Annotated in this window: 16 protein-coding genes and 2 pseudogenes; 13 read left to right on the top strand and 5 right to left on the bottom strand. The window is 71.5% G+C overall.

Annotation, left to right across the window (positions count from 1 at the left end; translation table 11 throughout):
• The 4 genes from TSO221_RS11290 to TSO221_RS11275 all read left to right on the top strand — a co-directional run.
• Positions 1-391 (top strand): (2Fe-2S)-binding protein (locus TSO221_RS11290; RefSeq protein ID WP_146208774.1); only part of this gene is annotated, 391 nt, incomplete at its 5' end.
• Positions 388-1,530, top strand: a complete 1,143-nt coding sequence (locus TSO221_RS11285) for an FAD-binding oxidoreductase (protein ID WP_109118590.1) — start codon at positions 388-390, stop codon at positions 1,528-1,530. The genes TSO221_RS11290 and TSO221_RS11285, both read left to right, overlap by 4 nt.
• 14 nt (positions 1,531-1,544) lie before the next feature.
• On the top strand, positions 1,545-2,516 hold the full coding sequence (locus TSO221_RS11280; protein WP_109118589.1) for a hypothetical protein: 972 nt from the start codon (positions 1,545-1,547) through the stop codon (positions 2,514-2,516).
• Between the two features lie 5 nt (positions 2,517-2,521).
• Positions 2,522-3,136: a dimethylsulfonioproprionate lyase family protein gene (locus TSO221_RS11275; protein WP_199229452.1), complete on the top strand. Its 615-nt coding sequence runs from the start codon at positions 2,522-2,524 to the stop codon at positions 3,134-3,136.
• On the opposite strand, the gene TSO221_RS11270 is transcribed toward TSO221_RS11275, so the two are convergent.
• Positions 3,127-3,522: a MetQ/NlpA family ABC transporter substrate-binding protein gene (locus tag TSO221_RS11270; protein WP_199229451.1), complete on the bottom strand. Its 396-nt coding sequence runs from the start codon at positions 3,520-3,522 to the stop codon at positions 3,127-3,129. The two genes, TSO221_RS11275 and TSO221_RS11270, sit on opposite strands and share 10 nt — an antisense overlap.
• 225 nt (positions 3,523-3,747) lie before the next feature.
• Here TSO221_RS11270 and TSO221_RS11265 point away from each other — a divergent pair, with 225 nt between their 5' ends.
• From TSO221_RS11265 to TSO221_RS11235, 7 genes are read left to right on the top strand one after another with little or no spacing between them, the layout of a single operon-like run.
• Positions 3,748-4,884 carry an ABC transporter substrate-binding protein gene (locus TSO221_RS11265; RefSeq protein ID WP_109118588.1) on the top strand — a complete coding sequence of 379 codons (1,137 nt, stop codon included), beginning with the start codon at positions 3,748-3,750 and terminating at the stop codon, positions 4,882-4,884.
• A 10-nt stretch (positions 4,885-4,894) separates the two neighbouring features.
• Complete coding sequence (locus tag TSO221_RS11260) at positions 4,895-6,733, top strand: ABC transporter permease (RefSeq protein ID WP_109118587.1); 1,839 nt, start codon at positions 4,895-4,897, stop codon at positions 6,731-6,733.
• A complete protein-coding gene (locus tag TSO221_RS11255; protein ID WP_109118586.1) occupies positions 6,733-7,575 on the top strand; it encodes an ABC transporter ATP-binding protein in 843 nt (280 codons plus the stop codon). The genes TSO221_RS11260 and TSO221_RS11255 overlap by 1 nt, the downstream gene beginning before the upstream one ends.
• On the top strand, positions 7,572-8,306 hold the full coding sequence (locus tag TSO221_RS11250; RefSeq protein WP_109118585.1) for an ABC transporter ATP-binding protein: 735 nt from the start codon (positions 7,572-7,574) through the stop codon (positions 8,304-8,306). The genes TSO221_RS11255 and TSO221_RS11250 overlap by 4 nt, the downstream gene beginning before the upstream one ends.
• 29 nt (positions 8,307-8,335) lie before the next feature.
• The gene (locus tag TSO221_RS11245; protein WP_247878008.1) at positions 8,336-9,763 is read left to right on the top strand and encodes an NAD(P)/FAD-dependent oxidoreductase; all 1,428 of its coding nucleotides are present in this window, start codon (positions 8,336-8,338) and stop codon (positions 9,761-9,763) included.
• Complete coding sequence (locus TSO221_RS11240) at positions 9,760-10,260, top strand: CMD domain protein (protein ID WP_109118583.1); 501 nt, start codon at positions 9,760-9,762, stop codon at positions 10,258-10,260. The genes TSO221_RS11245 and TSO221_RS11240 overlap by 4 nt, the downstream gene beginning before the upstream one ends.
• Positions 10,257-10,841: a peroxidase-related enzyme gene (locus TSO221_RS11235; protein ID WP_109118582.1), complete on the top strand. Its 585-nt coding sequence runs from the start codon at positions 10,257-10,259 to the stop codon at positions 10,839-10,841. The genes TSO221_RS11240 and TSO221_RS11235 overlap by 4 nt, the downstream gene beginning before the upstream one ends.
• A 6-nt stretch (positions 10,842-10,847) precedes the next feature.
• Here TSO221_RS11235 and TSO221_RS34950 read toward each other — a convergent pair whose 3' ends face one another.
• Positions 10,848-11,078, bottom strand: a complete 231-nt coding sequence (locus TSO221_RS34950; protein ID WP_146208773.1) for a hypothetical protein — start codon at positions 11,076-11,078, stop codon at positions 10,848-10,850.
• A 186-nt stretch (positions 11,079-11,264) separates the two neighbouring features.
• Here TSO221_RS34950 and TSO221_RS11230 point away from each other — a divergent pair.
• Together TSO221_RS11230 and TSO221_RS11225 are read left to right on the top strand one after the other, a co-directional pair.
• A pseudogene (locus TSO221_RS11230) lies at positions 11,265-12,406 on the top strand (IS66 family transposase).
• The gene (locus TSO221_RS11225; RefSeq protein WP_109118581.1) at positions 12,403-12,786 is read left to right on the top strand and encodes a hypothetical protein; all 384 of its coding nucleotides are present in this window, start codon (positions 12,403-12,405) and stop codon (positions 12,784-12,786) included. The pseudogene TSO221_RS11230 and the gene TSO221_RS11225 overlap by 4 nt, the downstream one beginning before the upstream one ends.
• Before the next feature lie 24 nt (positions 12,787-12,810).
• On the opposite strand, the pseudogene TSO221_RS11220 reads toward TSO221_RS11225, so the two are convergent.
• The 3 genes and pseudogenes from TSO221_RS11220 to TSO221_RS11210 form a co-directional block, all read right to left on the bottom strand.
• A pseudogene (locus TSO221_RS11220) lies at positions 12,811-13,328 on the bottom strand (transposase); the annotation flags it as partial.
• Positions 13,329-13,464: 136 nt separating this feature from the next.
• The gene (locus TSO221_RS11215; RefSeq protein WP_158284060.1) at positions 13,465-13,980 is read right to left on the bottom strand and encodes a toxin-activating lysine-acyltransferase; all 516 of its coding nucleotides are present in this window, start codon (positions 13,978-13,980) and stop codon (positions 13,465-13,467) included.
• Positions 13,981-14,079: 99 nt separating this feature from the next.
• The coding region (locus tag TSO221_RS11210; RefSeq protein WP_146208772.1) for an HlyD family type I secretion periplasmic adaptor subunit at positions 14,080-15,362 on the bottom strand (1,283 nt) is incomplete at its 5' end.

Genomic DNA, 15,362 nt, shown 5'->3' with positions numbered 1-15,362 from the left:
GCCCCGCGCCGCCCGCCGTTTTGCCGGGCGCACCACGGCCGCGGTGGCGGCGCGCGCCGGCCACTGGCGGTTCCAGGAAGCGCTGGCCGGCCTGTTCGACCTGCCGCCGGCGGTCTGGGACTGGGCCGGCGCGCGGACCACGCTGTGCCGCTGCGAGGGCGTGGACCGCGCCCGCGTCGAACGCGCGCTCGACGACGGCCACGCCGGCGTGAACGCCGTCAAGCGGAACAGCCGCGCCGGCATGGGGGTGTGCGGCGGCCGGTCGTGCCTGCGCACGCTGGCGGCGCTGAGCGGTGCCGCCGACCCGGCGCCGATGAACGCGCGGCCCGGCATCCGCCCGGTGCCGCTGGCGGTGCTCGCCAACCGGGTGGGCGGCGGGGGCGCGGCATGAGCCGGACCACCGACGTCGCCGTGGTCGGAGCCGGCGCCTACGGCCTCTCCGTCGCCCTGTGGCTGCGCCGCCGCAGCAGCGACCTGTCGGTCACCGTGCTCGACCGCGGCGAGTTCGCCGCCAACGAGACCGGGCGCTGCGGCGCCGGCTTCCGCGTGCAGTGGGGGACCGTCGGCAACACCCGCCTGTGCCTGGAAAGCCTGCCGGACTTCGAATCCTTTGCCGAGACCTACGGCCATCCGGACGGCGTGGAGTTCAAGCAGGACGGCTACGTCATCCTCGCCCACACGCCGGCGCAGCTCGACCAGCTTCGCCGCAACGTGGCGCTGCAGAACGGCCTGGGCATCGACAGCGTCCTGGTGGACCGCGACGCCATCGCCCGCCTCGCCCCGGCGCTGGCGCTGGACGGCGTGCTGGGCGGCAGCTTCTACGGGCGGGACGGTTCGTTGTCGCCGTTCCGGGTGCTCGACGGCTACCAGCGCGCCGCCCGGCGCGCCGGCGTGGACGTGCGGCACGGCGTCGAGGTGCTGTCCATCGCGCCGCTGGGCGACGGCTTCACGCTGGCGACCAGCCGGGGGGCGCTCGCCGCCGGGCGCGTCGTGGTGGCGACCGACACGCGCATCCCGGCGCTGCTCGCGCCGCTGGGCATCGACATCCCGGTGCAGCCCTATCCCAACCAGGCCTTCGTCACCGAGCCGCTGGCGCCGTTCCTCGGCCCCTGCGTGGTGTCGTTCCAGCACGAAATGTTCGTGAACCAGACGCCGCGGGGCAGCGTGGTGGTGGTCGCCTCGGACCGGGAACGGCCGCTGCGGTCCGATTTCGCGCCGACCAGCGACCTCTTCCCGCGCGCCGCTGCGCGGGCCATCGACCTGCTGCCGCACCTCGGTTCCGCCCGCCTGCTGCGCTCGTGGGGCGGGCTGTACTCGCGCACGCCGGACATGCAGGCGGTGATCGGCGAGACCGCCGTCGCCGGGCTGTTCGTCGCGCTGTCCGGCGCCAAGGGCCTGATGACCAGCCCGGCCGCCGGCCGCCGCCTCGCCGCCCTCATCGACGGCGAGGCGCCGCCGGACTGGTTCGCCCAACTCTCCCCCGCTCGCTTCGCCGGGGGCACCCTCGATCCCGAACCGGCGATCGTCTGAACGGAGAACACCGCATGCCCCAGACCCGCACCGTGTCCATCGACGCCGTGGACTATTTCGGCCTCGCCGCCCCCGTGCGGCTCCGCGAAACGCTGTCGGTCACTGTTACGCCGCGCAGCTTCCCGCCGTACCTCGACGACCTCCAGGCCGACTGGGTGTCGAGCGTGGCAACCCCCGCTTTCCGGATCCTGGCCGAGCGGCGCGGGCCGGGGCGCAGCGCGGCGTTCTGTTCCATCGGCACCGGCACCGGCCTGGACGCGCTGGCCGCCGTCGAAGTGCTCGACGCGCGCCTCGTCGCCGTCACCGACGTGCACGAGGACGTGGTCGCCGCGGCGCGCGACAACATCCTGGGCAACCTGCGCGACGCCGCGGCCGTCCGCCTGCTGGCGGGAACCGGCGACCTGCTGTCGCCGCTGGCGCCGGATGCCCCGCGCTTCGACGTGATCTACGAGAACCTGCCCAACGTGGCGCTGGACGACGCCGCGCAACTCGAGAACGGCATCACCAGCTCGAGCTACGTCCCGCCGCGGCGCGAGGCGGTGCCGCCCGCGGTGCGCAGCGCCCTGCTGACCCTGCACTACGTGGCGCTGGAGCAGGCGAAGGGCTTCCTGGCCCCCGGCGGCGTCGTGCTGTCGATGCTGGGGGCGCGGGTGCCGTTGCGGACCTTCATCGACATGGCGGCGCACGCCGGCTACCAGCCCTCCTTCCTGACCTACGGCTGGAAGGTCCAGGCCGAGGCCGAGGATATCCTGCGCGGCCACGCGGAATGGCAGCGGCGCGGCCTCGGGCCGTTCCATTTCTACCGGGTGGCGGACCTGGAGCACGCGTTCGCCGGGCTGACGCCGGCGGAGGCGGCGCCCCTGGCGCAGGTCATCGAAGGCCACCTCGCCCCGCACCGGCTGGACGCCGAGGCGGCGCTGGCCGCCCACCGCAGCGGCGCGCGGATCGGCCACACCTACGCGGTCCTGCACTCGGCCGTGGAGTGACGGACGTGACCATCGCCCCGACCGACCTCCTCGACCTGTTGTCCCTGATGCGCGCGGCCTTCGCCGAGGGACTGCGCCATCGGCCCGCGGTGGCCGCGGAAGCCGCGCGCGTGCTGGCGGACCTGCCGGACGGATCGGTACCCTTGCGGCTGGCCGAGCCGCTGCGGCCCAGCCGCCACCCCGTCCTGTCCCAGCTTCCGGGGGCTGCGCGCGCCGCCGGCGCGCCGTGGGAGAGCGCCCTGCTGCCGCTTGCCGGCCGCTTGCCCTGGCGCTTCGGCTACGCCCCACGTCCCGACGCACCGGATTTGGGGGAGCGCATGGCGTGGGCGGAGATCGTCGGTCCGGCGGCGCCGCTGCGCAGCGACCGGGTCGGCTTCGGCCTCACTTTCATCGGCCGCGACACCGTCTACCCGCCGCACCGGCACCCGGCCGTGGAGTTGTACGCCGTGGTGTCGGGCACCGCCGTGTGGACGCTGGAGGGTGCCGACACGCGGCGCCGGCCCGGCGATTTCGTCCTGCACGCCGCCGACGCGGTGCACGCCATGCGGACCACGGACGAACCGCTGCTGGCGATCTATTCCTGGACCGGCGACATCCTGTCGCCCTCGGTCTACACTTGAGGACCGGCGCGGGCGGTGCGACGGACGGCGCCCCGGCGGCGCCCGTTGCATGGCCGGCTCACCAAGCGGCGACGTAGGCGCCCTTGAAGCGCTGCTGCACGAACGCCCTCACCGGCTCGGAGTGGTAGGCGGATCAGCTGCCTGACCCAGGGCTTGTCCTTGTCCTCCTCGCGCACGGCGAGGATGGTGCCGTTCACCGGGTCGAGGCCGGCCTGGGCCGCGTAGTTGTTGTTCACCGCCGCCGCGTCGACGTCGGGCAGGGGGCGGGCGAGCTGGGCGGCGTCCAGCTCCACGAACTTGTAGCCCTTCAGGTTCCCGACGATGTCCAGCAGGCTGACGGTGAGGCTCTTGGGATCCTTCAGCGTCACCTGCTTCACCTTGGACACGCAGCGACAGCGCGCCCAAAACGCTGGCGATGATCAATCTCTTGAACGATGGCCGCATGGCCCCACGCCTTTCTAAAACACGAAAATTTTATGTAAAAATGAAGTAAGCCGCATGCTGACGCAAATTTCATATCGACAAAATAGACTTTTCAGCCATACCCTCCTTTCCGTAATGTGGATTGCGGGCGTCGTCGGCGTCGAAAAAACAAAATTGGAGAGTTGTTCATGGTGTCTGTGGCGAGGATCGCCGCGCTGGCGGTCGCCCTGGCAGCCGGGCCGGCCTTGGCCGGGCCCGATCCGGCGCTGGTGGGCGTGAGCGGGCCGCTGACCGGGCAGCACGCGCAGTACGGCGCCCAGTGGCAGAAGGGGTTCGAACTGGCGCTTGACGAGGTGAACGGCGCCGGCGGGATCGGCGGCCGGCCGCTGAAGCTGCAGTTCGAGGACAGCCAGTCCGACCCCAGGCAGTCGGTTGCCATTGCCCGCAAGTTCGTCGCCGACCCGGCCATCGTCGTCGAGTTGGGCGACTTCTCCAGCGCCGCCTCCATGGCCGCGTCGCCGGTCTACCAGGCGGCGGGGCTGGTGCAGTTCGGCTTCACCAACTCGCACCCCGACTTCACCAAGGGCGGCGACTTTACGTGGAGCAACGCCCCCAATCAGGCCGACGAAATGCCGGTGCTGGCCGACTACGCGGTGGGGGCCCTGGGCTTCAAGCGGGTGGCGGTGCTGTACATCAACAGCGACTGGGGCCGCACCAGCAAGGACCTGTTTGCCAAGGCCGCCACGGAGCGCGGCGCCGCCGTGGTGGCGGCCGAGGGTTATCTGGCCGACGAGAAGGACTTCCGCTCCGCCTTGGTGCGGGTGCGCGACGCGGCGCCGGACGGCATCGTGCTGGTCTCCTACTACGCCGACGGCGCGCAGATCGCCCGGCAGCTGCGCAGCGTCGGGCTGAAGCAGCCGGTGGTCGCCGCCGGCTCGGTCTACTCGCCGAAGTTCCTGGAGCTGGGCGGCGAAGCGGTGGAGGGCGTGCACACCACCACGCCGTTCTTCCCCGACGACCCGCGCCCGGTGGTGCAGCGCTTCGTGAAGAGTTACACCGCCAAGTACGGCGTGCAGCCCGACGCCTACTCCAGCCGCGCCTACGACGCGCTGATCCTCATCGCCGAGGTGCTGAAGCAATATGGAACGGAGCGCAAAGCGGTGCGCGACGGGCTGGCCAACATCCAGGACGTGCCGAGCGTCGTCTACGGTACCGTGCGCTTCGATCCGCAGACGCGCCGCGTCGACAAGCCGCTGAGCACCCGCTTGGTCGTCAAGGACGGCCGCTTCGCCCTGTGGGACGGCGGCAAAGCCGCGGCGAACTGAGGGTGCCAGCGTGGGCGGACTCCTCTCCGGCGCCTGGATCGACCACACGGTCAACGGCCTGATCGTCGGCAACATCTACGCGCTGCTGGCGGTCGGGCTGGCGTTGATCTTCGGCGTCTCGCACCTGATCAACTTCGCGCACGGCTCGGTCTACATGGTCGGCGCCTACATCGGCTGGGCGTGCTTCCGGCTGCTCGACGCGCCGCTGCCGGTGACGTTGCTGGCGGTGGCGGGCGGCTGTGCGCTGCTCGGCGTCGCCATTGAGCGGATCGGGCTGCGGCCGCTGGCCGGCTCGGCGCGCATCGCGCCGCTGCTCGCCACCATCGGCATCGGGCTGGTGCTCGATCAGCTCGCCCAACTGGCCTTCACCCCCGACCCGCGGGCGCTGCCCAGCCCGCTGCCCGACTGGCGAATTCAGATCGGCGGCGGCACCATCGGCGCGCTCGACCTGCTGATCGCCGGGGTGGGGGTGGGCAGCGCCGCGCTGCTCTACGGCTTCCTGCGCTTCACCAAGCTGGGCTGGGCGGTGCGGGCGACGGCGCTCGACCGCGACGCGGCGCAGCAGTGCGGCGTCGACGTCAACGCCGTCAACCGCGCGGTCTACGCCATCGCCTCGGCGCTGGGCGGGGTGAGCGGGCTGCTGGTCGGCATGTACTACAACGCCATCGACCCCTACATGGGTTTCCAGGCGGGGCTGAAGGGGATCGTGGCGCAGTTGATCGGCGGCATGGGCAATGTCCCGGGCGCCATCGCCGGCAGCCTGCTGCTCGGTCTGACCGAGAGCTACGGGATCGCGCTGTTCGGCACCAGCTACCGCAACCTGTTCGCCTTCGTGGTGATGGTGCTGGTCCTGGCGTTGCGTCCCAACGGGCTGTTCAGCCGCGCCCGCCAGACCCCGCCGGAGCCGCTGACCGGCACCTTCGTGGCGCCCTCGCGACCGGTGCGGATTCCGGGCTGGCTGCTGTGGGCGCTGGGCATCGCCGCGGCGGCGCTGCCGCTGGCGGTACAAAACGCCTATGTTCTGCAGACGCTGGGCAACGCGTGGCTGTACGCGGTGCTGGCGCTCAGCCTGACGCTGGTCGCCGGCACGGTCGGGCAGATCTCGCTGGGGCACGCCGGGCTGCTTGCCATCGGCGGTTATGCCTCGGCGTTGCTGGCGCTGGACGCCAAGCTGCCGGTGGCGCTGGCGGTGCCGGCGGCGGGAGTCGTGACCGCAGTGCTGGGCACGCTGCTGGTGTCGCCGGCCTTCCGGCTGCGCGGGCACTATGTCTCGGTCGCCACACTGGGCATCGGCGAGATCGTCGCCCTGGTCATCCTGAACTGGGAGAGCGTGACACGCGGCCCGATCGGCGTGGTCGGCATCCCGCCGCTCTCCGCCTTCGGCACGCCTCTCCTGTCCGCACCATGGGTGTACTGGATCCCGTTGGCGGCGGTTGCCCTGGTGGCGCAGGTGCAGGCGCGGCTGCTCGGCTCCCACCTCGGCCGCACGCTGCGCGCCATCCGCGAGGACGAGGTGGCGGCGCGCGCCTACGGCGTCGGGCTCGACCGCTACAAGGGGTTGGCCTTCGGCGTCGCCGGCTTCGCCGCCGGGATCGCCGGGGCGCTGATGGCGCACGTCTATTCCTACATCAACCACGAGACCTTCCACGCACCGATCTCGGTGCTGGCGCTGACCATGGTGATCCTCGGCGGGCTGGGGAACGTTGCGGGGGCGATCCTCGGTGCGGTGGCGCTGGTGGGGTTGCCCGAGCTGTTCCGCGCGGCGGCCGAGTACCGCATGCTGATCTACGGGGTGACGCTGCTGCTGCTCATCCGCTTCCGCCCGCAGGGCCTGCTGGGGACGGTGTGATGACGCGGACCCTCCTCGATGTCCGCGGACTGACCCGCCGCTTCGGCGGCCTCACCGCCGTGGACTTAATCGACCTGACCATCGCCGCGGGCGAGCTGGTCAGCGTCATCGGCCCGAACGGCGCCGGCAAGACGACGCTGTTCAACCTCGTCACCGGCCACGACGCGCCGGACGCCGGCGCGGTCCATCTGGACGGCGACGCGGTGACCGGGCTGGCGCCCGAGCGGCTGGCGGCCAAAGGCCTGGCCCGCACCTTCCAGCACGGGCGGGTGTTCGCCAACCTCAGCGTGCTCGACAACGTGCTGGTCGGCGCCCACACGCGGCTCCGCGCGGTGCGCCCGCAGGGCTGGGGTCCGCTGGCCGAGCTGGCGCTTGCCCTGATCCGTCCGAGGGCGGTCCGCGACGAGGAGGCGGCGCTGCGCGCCGAGGCGCTGGAAATCCTGGCGCTGTTCGGCGAGCGGCTGCTGCCGCGCCGGGACCAGCCGGCGCACAGCCTGTCCTACGCCAACCGGCGGCGGCTGGAGATCGCCCGCGCGCTGGCCCTGCGCCCGCGCCTTCTGCTGCTGGATGAACCCACCGCCGGCATGAACCCGACCGAGACGGCGGAGATGCTAGAGATCATCCGCGCCCTGAAGGCGCGCGGCCTGACCGTCCTGCTGATCGAGCACAAGCTCGACCTCGTCATGCAGCTGTCCGACCGGGTGCTGGTGATGGACCACGGCAAGCGCATCGCCGAAGGCGCGCCGGCCGACGTGGCGCGCGACCCGGCGGTGGTCGAGGCGTACCTCGGCCACGGCGAGGTCGGGCGGGCGGCAACCTCTCATCTGGAGGCGGCACAATGAGCACCGACGACGCGATCCTGCGGCTCGACCGCATCAACACCCAGTACGGCGCGGTGCAGGTGCATTTCGACCTGAGCCTCGCCGTGCCGCGCGGCTCCATCGTCTGCCTGCTGGGCGGCAACGCCAGCGGCAAGTCCACCACCATGAAGGTGATCCTCGGGCTGGTGGCGCCGCGCTCGGGCCGCGTGCTGCTCGGCGGCGAGCCGGTCACCGGCCTGCCGACGCCGAAGATCGTGCGGCGCGGCGTCGCCTCGGTGCCGGAATCGCGGCGGCTGTTCGGCGCCATGACGGTGCGCGAGAACGTGCTGATGGGCGCCTACACCCGCGGCGACCGCGGCGCGGTGCGTGAAGATTACGAGCGCGTGCTCGACCTCTTCCCGCGCCTGCGCGAGCGCGAGCGGCAGCATGCGGGCACGCTGTCGGGCGGCGAGCAGCAGATGGTGGCCATGGCCCGCGCGCTGATGGCCCGGCCGCGCCTGATCGTCATGGACGAGCCGACCATGGGTCTGTCGCCGCGCCATGTCGACGCGGTGCTCGACCTGATCGCCACCATCAACCGGCAGGGCGTGTCGATCTTCATGGTCGAGCAGAACGCCGCCCACGCGCTGAGCATCGCGCACCACGGCTACGTCCTGCAGACCGGGCGCATCGTGCTGTCCGGCGGTGCCCGCGACCTCCTCCACGACCCGCAGATCCGCGACGCCTACCTGGGCGGCGCGCGGGCGGCCTGAAAAATCACAAGAAACAAGGGATCCTGACCGTGACCGACCCCGGACCGTCCTCGCTCGCCGAGCTGGAAGCGCGGCTCGCCCGCGACCTCGAATTGCTGATTCTGCCGGCACCGGAGTGGAGCCCGCCGCACGGCGACCTGCTGGACGTTGCCATCGTCGGCGCCGGCATGGCCGGGCTGACCGCCGCCTTCGCGCTGCAGCGCCTGGGCATCCGCAACATCCGCCTGTTCGACCGCGCGCCGGCGGGTTTGGAGGGGCCGTGGGCGACCTACGCCCGCATGGAGACGCTGCGCTCGCCCAAGCACCTTGTGGGGCCGGCGCTGGGCTTCGCCAATCTGACCTTCCGCGCCTGGTTCGAGGCGCAGTTCGGCGCCGCGGAGTGGGAACGGCTGGGCAAGATCCCGCGCTTGCAATGGCTGGACTATCTGCGCTGGTACCGCACGGTGCTGAAGCTGCCGGTGGAGAACGGTGTCGAGCTGACCGGCCTGTCGGGCACGCAGGACGGCGTGGTGCTCTCGCTGCGCCGCCAGGGTGTCGAGACGCGTGTGGCGGCGCGGCGCGTGGTGCTGGCGAACGGCCGCGACGGGCTGGGCGGTCCCTATGTGCCGGAGCTGTGGCGGGGCGTCGACCGCCGCTTCTGGCGCCACGCGCACGAGGACATCGACTTCGCCGCGCTGCGCGGCAAGAGCGTGGCGGTGATCGGCGGCGGCGCCGGGGCGACCGACAACGCCGCCTCGGCGCTGGAGGCCGGCGCGGCGCGTGCGGCGATGCTGCTGCGCCGGACCGAGGTGCCGCGGGTCAACAAGTCGCTCGGCATCTCCAACCCCGGCCTGGCGCTGGGCTTCCACGGCCTGTCCGACGCGCGCCGCTGGGAGCAGACGCAGTACGTCGCCGACAGCGCCATCCCGGCGCCGCGCGATTCCATGCTGCGCTGCTCGCGCCACCCGAGCTTCGAGCTGCGCACCTCGGTCGCCATCGACGCGGTGCGGACGGAGGGCGGGCACGTGGTGCTGGAGACGGCGCGCGGCGACCTCGCCTACGACTTCGTGATCCTCGCCACCGGCTTCACGGTGGACTGGGCGCAGCGGCCGGAGCTGGCGGCGCTGGCCGGCACCGCGCTGCTGTGGCGCGACCGGTACGTCCCGCCCGGCTGGGAGGAGCACCAGTTCGCCGACCATCCCTACCTCGGCCCGGCGTTCGAGTTCGTCGAGCGCAGCCCCGGCGCGGCTCCCTGGATCGGCCGGGTGCACGCGTTCAACTACGCGGCGACGCTCAGCCACGGCAAGGTGACCGGCGACATCCCGGCGATCAGCTTCGGCGCCGAGCGGCTGGCCGAGGGCATCGTCACCCGCTTCTACGAGGAGGACTACGCGGTGCACCACCAGCGCCTGCTCGACTTCGCCACGCCCGAGTTGCACGGCGACGAGTGGACGGTGGCCGAGGAGGCCGCGGCATGAGCGGAACCGCCGACCTGACCGACGCGCTGGCCGGGATCGAGCCCGGCTCGGCGCTGGCGGCGCTGCGCGCGCAGCGGCAGGACGCGCTGCGCCACACCCAGGGCACCCTGGAGGCGCTGCTGTCGCCCGGCGCGCACAACGGCCTGGACGAGGCCGAGCGGCTGGCGGTGGCGTTGCGCGTGGCGACGCTCAACGGCGACGCAGAGCTTTCCGGGTACTACCGCAGCCGGCTGGAGGGACTGGACGGTGGCCCGGTCATGGCCGCCGAGGTCGAGCGCTTTCCCGACGGCGCGCACGGCCCGCGCCAGCGCACGGTGCTGGGCCATGTCGACCGCGCCACCCTGGCGCCGCGCACCGCCACCCGCGACCACCTCGCCCTCCTGCGCGCCGCGGGGCTGGGCGAACCGGAGATCGTCACACTGTCGCAGCTCGTCGCCTTCGTGACCTACCAGGCCCGGTTGCTCGCCGGGCTGCGCCTGCTGGGAGGCCGGCCATGAGCGTTCCCGCAACCGGCTTCACCCTCGACGTGCTGGAGTGGGAGCCCTGGTTGGCGCCCGTGGACTACGCCACGGCCACCGAGGCGCAGCGCGCCGCGCTGGCCGAGACGCCGTCCAACACCGGGCTGTCGCCCTATTCGCTGATGCTGGCGCACGACCCGGAGGCGCTGCGCCAGCGTACGCCGCTGTTCAACGGCATCATGTACGCCCCGCGCGGCTTGCCGCGGGCGGAGCGCGAGCTGGCGACGCTGGTGGAATCGGTGCTCAACGGCTGCGTCTACTGCGCCTCGGTGCACGCGCGCCGTTTCGCCGAGCTGACCAAGGAGCCGGAGGTGGTGCACCGCCTCTACGCCGAGGGGGCCGGCACCGACCTCGACCCGCGTCGCCGCGCCATCGTCGATTTCGCGGCCAAGTTGACCGCCACCCCGCCGGCTGCCGGCCCGGAGGACGTGGCGGCGCTGCGCGCGGCCGGGCTGGACGACCTGCAAATCCTCGACCTCATCCACGCCGTCGCCATCTTCGCCTGGGCCAACCGGCTGATGCTGACGCTCGGCGAACCCGTGCGGGCGGCTCCCGGGTGAGCCTGTTCAACCCACCGTCTTGCGCCAGGCGAACAGCCGGTCCTGAGCTTCCCTCGGGAGAATGGACACCGGGTTACGCGGTCTGCAGCTCGGCCTGCTCTGGGGTGATGTCGCCGAGGGCCGAGTGGAGCGGCTGGCGATTCCGCAGGTGCGCATGGCGTTGGTGATCGTGTGCAGCCGGAACCGCCGCCCATACAGCGGATGGCCGGGATCGACCACGCTGATCTCGTCCGGCATGGGCACGTCGTCATCACGGCCAGGGATATCGCTCTGGCCCATCGTTCGACGTGATCGATTGGCGCAACCCGCAGCAGACCTGGAGGCCGCGATCGGCCGGATAGGCTGCGGCACAGTGAATTAGCCGGCCGCTCTGCGGCAGGAAGAACGAGGGGTGATGCGGGTTTCGGGGTAAACTGCCGTCCCATGGACGCCTTGCCCGACGACATCGGCGCCCTGCGCGCCGCGCTCCTCGAAGCGCGCGGCCGGGCCGCGGCAGCCGAGGCGGATGCCCCCAAGGCGCGGGCCGAGCGCTCCGACGACCAGGCGCTGATCGCCACCCTCAAGCTCCAGATCGAGAAGCTCCAGCGCGACCTCTGCGGCCGGCGCTCCGAACGGACATTCCGGCTGCTCGACCAGCTCGAGTTCCAGTTGGAGGAGGCGAAGGCGTCCGCCGGCGAGGACGAGCTGGTGGCGGAACGGGCGGCCAGGGCGACGGAGCGGGACGCCCCTGCCCGCAAGGCGCCGTCACGCAAGCCGTTCCCGGCGCACCTGCCGCGCGAGAGCGCATCATCATCCCGGCGCCGACCGTGTGCCCGTGCTGCGGCTCGCCCCGGCTGTGCAAACTGGGCGAGAGCGTCACCGAGACGGCCGAGCGCATCCCCGCGCAGTGGAAGATCATCCAGACAGTGCGCGAAGGCTTCGCCAGGGAAAGCATGGAGATCAGCAGCCCGTGGCGGAGGCCCTGTGTTGGGTGCATGCGCGTCGGAAATCTTTCGAGCTGGCCGACATCGCCGCGAACAAGCGGCGCGGCAAGACGGCGCCCCCGATCTCGCCGCTGGCCTTGGAGGCGGTGCGGCGCATCGACCCGCTGTTCGACATCGAGCGGGAGATCAACGGGCGCCCGGCGGCCGAGCGCCTGGCGCGCCGCACCGAGCTGTCCAAGCCCGTGGTTGACGAACTGGAGGGCTGGATGCGGGCGGCGCGGGCCGGGACGTCGAAGCACGCGCCGGTGGCCAAGGCGATGGCCTACCTGCTGACCCGCTGGGAGGGCTTCCCCCGCTTCCTGCACGACGGCCGGCTCTGCCTGACGAACAATGCCGCCGAACGCGCGCTGAGGGGTATTGCCCTGGGCAGACGGGCGTGGTTGTTCATGTGGATCGGACCGGGGCGGGCTGCGCGCCGCAGCGATCTACAGCCTGATCGTGAGCGCCAAGATGAACGATGTCGATCCGCAGGCGTGGCTGGCCGACGTGCTGGCGCGCATCAACGACCTGCCGCAGACCCGGCTCGACGAGCTGCCGCCGTGGAAGTGGCGGGCGGTTGGGCTCAAGGAGGCTGTCGCATGAGGTCCCAGCTCCGCGCCGCCGGACCATCGGACTCCGAAAAGGCGACCATCATCGCGGACTGCCAGAGCTTCGTCGACGAGGTGCTGAAACCCCGCTTGCTGCCGAGCATCCGCCCGACCGAGTTCAACTATCCCATAGACATCCTGGGCAAATGGCACGGGAACCGCTATCGGTTCCTGCAACGGTACCGCTCCGGCTTTCCGGACAACTTCGGCGAAGAGTTCGACAGCCCGTTCGCCCGCCTCGACTGGATCGGTCGGGATCGCTTCGACATCCAATGGTTCCGCCATACCCGAACGTGGCATCGCCTCTACCGCGACGTGTCGCTTGCCGAAGCCTTGAAAATCCTGGAAACCGACGGGATCCTGCATCCCCTATAGCGCCATCCCCGCGGTGCTTACCGGATGGATACGGCGCAGCTTCTTCTGGTTCATGGCATGGCCCTCGCGGGCCAGCAGCAGATGCAGCCGCCGATAGCCGAAGCGTTGCCGCTGGCGCGACAGCTCGCGCAGCCGTTCCCGCAGGACGGCATTATCCGGGAGCCGGGAACGGTAGCGTACCGTCGATCGATCCGCTCCCAACACAAGGCACGCCCGCCGCTTGCTCACGCCGTGGCTGGCACGGACGTGAGCAACGGCACTCCGCACAGCCGCGGGTGTCACCATTCTTTGCAGCGGCGTCCTTCAGGATGGCGTTGTCCAGCATGGCCTCGGCCAGCAGTTTCTTCAGCCGCGTGTTCTCGTCCTCAAGCGCCTTTAGGCGCCGGGCCTCGGAGACCTCCAGCCCGCCGTACTTGGCCTTCCAGGTGTAGAACGTCGCCTCGCTGATCCCGCCGGCGGCACACGTCCGCCGTCTTCTGACCGGCCTCCTGCTCTTTCAGGGGGCCGATGATCTGCTCCTCGTTGAACCGGCTGCGCCTCATCCGTCCGTCTCCTCTCGATGACGGACTCTACCCATTCCTGGAGGAGTTTTCCGGGCTCAGGTCACCGCAATAAATTTCCAAAGCACGCTCTTAGCGACCGCCGCCAAACTTTGCAACAAAACCGCTGGAAAGCCCATCAGTCGCCTGTCCCCGCGCCCGCGACGTCGGTCACCACGCTCCGGCCATCGGCGCCGGTCAGCCGGATCTTGAAGGTCTTGTCGTGGAAAACGGTGGTCTTCAGATCCTCGATCATTGCGTCCACGCCGCCGAACGGCGCCACCAGTTCGACCAACCACAGCCGATCGCCGCTCTTCCATTCGGCTGGCGCCAAGCGGATCACCCCGGCGGTCAGCCGTTTCTCCACCTCCTCCGACACGATGGCCCACAGCGCCAAGCCAGCTATCTGATCGCCGGAGCGGAAAGTGCGGAACTGGCCCAGCATCATCGCCGGCATGACCAGCCATTCCAGGTCGGCGAGGAACAGGTGCCGGTGTCCCGGCGACTGCATCATCAGCCACACCACCTCGCCGAGCGCTCCGGCCAGCGTCAGCTGCGGGCGTCCGGGCACCTGCGGCGCCGGTTGTCCACCCTGCCTCGGCTGCGGCAGGCCCTCGCCGCTCGTGCCGCCCTTCGGCTTCCCGCTATCCGCCATCGCGGTCTTCTCCCTGCCTCGTGTCGTGATACGCCGTGTGGTGTGCCCGACCATCGTTTGCCGCAGAACGGGGTGGCGCGCAATGGCCGGGAGCGGCCCCTACCGTTCCCGCATGGCCTCGCCGGTGTGCTTCAGGATCGGCATCAGCAGGTAGTCGATAACCCGCCGTGTGCCGGTGCGCACGTCCACCGTCGCCGTCAGGCCGGGGGCGAGCGTCACAAGGCGCCCGTCCACCGGCATGGTCTGCCGCTCCAACTCGACCCGAACGCGATAGACCGCACCGAGCCGCTCGTCCACCACAGCGTCGGAGGAGATCGCTGCCACGCGCCCCGGCAGCGCGCCGTACTTGGTGAAGGCGAAGGTGTCCAGTTTGATCTGCACGGGCTGGCCGACCTCCAGGAAGCCGACGTCGCGGTTCAGCACCTTGGCCTCGACCTCCAGCACCGCGCCCACCGGTACCAGCTTCATCATCGCCTGTGCCGCCTGTACCACGCCCCCGGCGGTGTGCAGGGCCAGCTCGTGCACCGTGCCGTCCTCCGGCGCGCGCAGCGACAGCGCGCGCAGCCGCTGCCCGGCCTTGGTGAGGTCCTCGGCGAGGCTGGCGGCGCGCGTCTCGGTCTCGACCAGCGCGGCGGCCTGCTCCATCCGGTGCACGCGCTCCGCCTGCCCGATCCGTTCGGCGGCGGTGGCGGCAGAGGCCTCGGCCTCGCGCAGGTTGGCGCGCTGGATGCGCAGGTCGGCCTCGGCGGTGACCAACTCCTGCTGCAGCGTCAGAAACTCGGTGGTCGACACGATCTGCCGCTCGACCAGCTGGCGACGCGCCTCGACGCGCTGGCGGATCAGCGGCAACACGGCCTCCAGCTTGTCGATGCTGGCCGTGATGGTGTCGGCGGCGGCCAGCAGGCGGCCGTGCTCCTGGCGCAGCGACGCCACCTCGCCGGCGATGCGGTCGCGGTCGGCGGCGAACAGGCGGCTCTCGTCCGCCACCGCGGCCCGGTCCGCGTCGGACGGCGGCTCGAAGGTCCCGGCGCCGTCCAGCCCCGCGCGCAGGCGCGCCGCGCGCAACCGGGCGGCCGCCAGCTCCTTGGCGGTGCGGTCGCGGTCGGCGGCGGCGTCGGTGGTGTCGAACTCGACCAGTTCGTCGCCGGCGGACACCCGCTGCCCCTCGGCCACCAGGATGCGGCGCACCACGCGCTGCTCCGGCGCCTGGATCACCTTCACCTTGCCCGACGGCACCAGCGTGCCCTGGGCTGGCACGACGATGTCCAGCTCGCCCTTCACCGACCAGGTCAGGCCGGCCGCCGCCACCGCCATGATCAGCAGCGGCAGCAGCCACGCCAGCAGCGGCGGCGTGTCCTCCGTCACCATCAGGATTGGCGGGG

The organism is Azospirillum sp. TSO22-1 (genome assembly GCF_003116015.1).
Lineage (GTDB): Bacteria > Pseudomonadota > Alphaproteobacteria > Azospirillales > Azospirillaceae > Azospirillum.
Note: the sequence above shows the minus strand (reverse complement) of the source record. Positions and strands in the feature narration are given on the sequence as shown.

What these genes read in the sequence shown, in the direction of transcription:
- TSO221_RS11215 (WP_158284060.1), bottom strand. Translation starts at nt 13,980, where the DNA reads ATGGCGGATAGCGGGAAGCCGAAGGGCGGCACGAGCGGCGAGGGCCTG.
- TSO221_RS11285 (WP_109118590.1), top strand. Translation starts at nt 388, where the DNA reads ATGAGCCGGACCACCGACGTCGCCGTGGTCGGAGCCGGCGCCTACGGC.
- TSO221_RS11255 (WP_109118586.1), top strand. Translation starts at nt 6,733, where the DNA reads ATGACGCGGACCCTCCTCGATGTCCGCGGACTGACCCGCCGCTTCGGC.
- TSO221_RS11225 (WP_109118581.1), top strand. Translation starts at nt 12,403, where the DNA reads ATGAGGTCCCAGCTCCGCGCCGCCGGACCATCGGACTCCGAAAAGGCG.
- TSO221_RS34950 (WP_146208773.1), bottom strand. Translation starts at nt 11,078, where the DNA reads ATGCCGGACGAGATCAGCGTGGTCGATCCCGGCCATCCGCTGTATGGG.
- TSO221_RS11235 (WP_109118582.1), top strand. Translation starts at nt 10,257, where the DNA reads ATGAGCGTTCCCGCAACCGGCTTCACCCTCGACGTGCTGGAGTGGGAG.
- TSO221_RS11280 (WP_109118589.1), top strand. Translation starts at nt 1,545, where the DNA reads ATGCCCCAGACCCGCACCGTGTCCATCGACGCCGTGGACTATTTCGGC.
- TSO221_RS11240 (WP_109118583.1), top strand. Translation starts at nt 9,760, where the DNA reads ATGAGCGGAACCGCCGACCTGACCGACGCGCTGGCCGGGATCGAGCCC.
- TSO221_RS11265 (WP_109118588.1), top strand. Translation starts at nt 3,748, where the DNA reads ATGGTGTCTGTGGCGAGGATCGCCGCGCTGGCGGTCGCCCTGGCAGCC.
- TSO221_RS11250 (WP_109118585.1), top strand. Translation starts at nt 7,572, where the DNA reads ATGAGCACCGACGACGCGATCCTGCGGCTCGACCGCATCAACACCCAG.